The following is a 2,292-nucleotide window of genomic DNA, read 5'->3' as shown; positions in this document are numbered from 1 at the left end:
GATGAGCTTCAAGGTGCCCACGCTCCGGTGGGCCTCGCCATGCTGGGTGGAGCCTTCGTATTCGGTGCGACCATGCAGATCGTGTTGGGCTGCGGCTCTGGTGTGCTGGTGAATGCCGGCAGCGGCAACCTGATGGCGGTGCTCGCCTTGCTCGGCTTCATCGCCGGCAGCTTCCTCGGCACGCTGCATCTGCAGTGGTGGACGGCGCTCGGCTCGCTGCCGGTATTGACGCTGCAGGGCAGCCTGGGCGAGCGCGCCGGGCTGTGGCTGACGCTGATTGGCCTGGCTGCACTCGCGGTGCTGGTCGTGCGGCTTTCAACGCCCGGCCAGCGCCTGCCCTCGGTGCGCTTGTGGCTGGCTGCGATATTGGTGGCTGCCCTCGCGATATTGAATCTGATGGTGGCCGGCCAATCCTGGGGCGTTGTCTACGGCCTGGGGTTATGGGGCGCCAAGGTGGGCCAGGCCGTCGGCCTGGATGTGCTGGCCACAGGCTTCTGGGCCGCACCCGATCACGCCGAACGGCTGCGGCAAAGCCTGCTAACGGATGTCACCAGTCTGACCAATATTGGCATCATTGTCGGTGCGTTCGTCGCCATGCGCTGGCGTCTGGATCCAGGCCCGCAGGTGCCGCTGGGAAACACACTCGGACGCCTCGGCATCCTGGTTTCAGGCCTGCTGCTGGGCTACAGTGCGCGCATCGCCTTCGGCTGCAATGTGGGTGCGTATTTCAGCGGCATTGCCACTGGCAGTGTCCATGGCTGGGTGCGGTTCGCCTCAGCCTTTGCCGGCTCGGCGCTCGCCTTGCAGGCGAGACCGCGGGTGCTGCGCTGGCTGTCATTGAATGCTGCAGCCACGAGTGCCGCGGCCGCTGAAAACGTGCACACATGAGGATTGCAGCGCCACGTCCCGGCCGTACCACCACCGGGCTTTTGACCCTCGCACTGCTCGGCCTGTTGCTGATCCTGGATGCGCGCCAATCCATGCCTATCAATCCCCATGCCGCCCCTCCGCCCGTGGCACTGGGATCGGGCCAGGCACCGACCGGGGCACACTGCACCCAGACATAGGCCGGGCATGCCCAGCCCGATGGCTTGACCGACGGTCGAACATAAGTGGCGTAGCCGTTGCCGGCGACAACGCTTCCCCACAGCCTGTTAGCGCCTATAATCAACCCCTTATTTTGCAATAGCGGACGACAAGCGATGACAGCCTGGTTTGGAATTTTTCGCAATGCGGCGCTCGCGCTGCTGGGTATGCAGCTTTCGGTGACGGCCGTCGCGCAGCGCAATATGGATGTCCCGCTGAGCGAGGCACAGAGCGAGGAAGCGGGGCAGTTGTACCAGCAGTACTGCGCGCTGTGCCACGGCGAGGACCGCAGCGGCTACCGCGCCGACCACGCGCCGTCGCTGAAATCGCATTCACTGCTGTCCACCGGCTTCCCGCGCTTCATGTACACCACCATCGCCTACGGCCGCAGCAATACGGCCATGGAGGGCTACAGCACGGAAATGGGTGGCCCGCTCAGTCGCGATCAGCTCCGCATGCTGCTGCGCTGGCTGTGGGAGCAGGAGGCGGTAGCCGCGGCTGAACTTGACCACGATGCAAAAATCAGCGGCGATGCCGTACGCGGTGCTGCGCTCTATGCACAGCATTGCGCCACCTGCCACGGCGCTGACGGCCAGGGTATCACTGCCCCTTCGCTGGGTGACCAGGCACTGCTGGCCAATGCCTCGGACGCCTTCCTGAAGTACGCCATTGTCAATGGGCGCGATGGCACGCCCATGGTGTCCTTCGCAGAGCAACTGGAAAATGAAGAGATTGATGCATTGGTCGCCTTCTTGCGCAGCCAGGCATCGGGCTGGCAACCGGAACCGCCCACGCTGGTCGACCCGCCGCCGCCAGAGCAATACGTGCTCAACCCGGAGGGAGAGGAGCCGCAGTTCACGCTGCGTGAAGGGCGTTATGTGCCGGCCGCCGAGGTGGTGACAGCGCTTGAGGAGAAACGCCGATTCATACTGCTTGATACACGCCCGGCCTCGGCCTGGCAGCGCAGCCATATTCCCGGCGCCGTGCCGATGCCCTACTACCGCGACGGAGAGCGCGCGGGGGAAAACCTGCCCAACGACGGTACCTGGATTGTCGCCTACTGCGCCTGCCCGCACGCGGCCTCGGACTTTGTGATCAACAATCTGCGCAAGCTGGGTTACCGCAACACCGCCGTGATCGACGAGGGTATTCTGGTCTGGACGGCCATGGGCCTGCCAGTCACCGCAGGCAATATGCGCGAGGCAA

Annotated in this window: 2 protein-coding genes; both read left to right on the top strand. The window is 64.7% G+C overall.

Annotated elements, in window-relative coordinates; genetic code table 11:
• The coding region (locus tag VBE63_RS27675) for a YeeE/YedE thiosulfate transporter family protein (RefSeq protein WP_323686206.1) at positions 1 to 888 on the top strand (888 nt) is incomplete at its 5' end.
• Between the two features lie 314 nt (positions 889 to 1,202).
• The coding region (locus tag VBE63_RS27670; protein ID WP_323686205.1) for a c-type cytochrome at positions 1,203 to 2,292 on the top strand (1,090 nt) is incomplete at its 3' end.

This window comes from Lamprobacter sp. (assembly GCF_034860625.1).
In the GTDB taxonomy this organism is placed as follows: domain Bacteria; phylum Pseudomonadota; class Gammaproteobacteria; order Chromatiales; family Chromatiaceae; genus Lamprobacter.
This window is presented reverse-complemented; position numbering and strand designations above follow the sequence as displayed.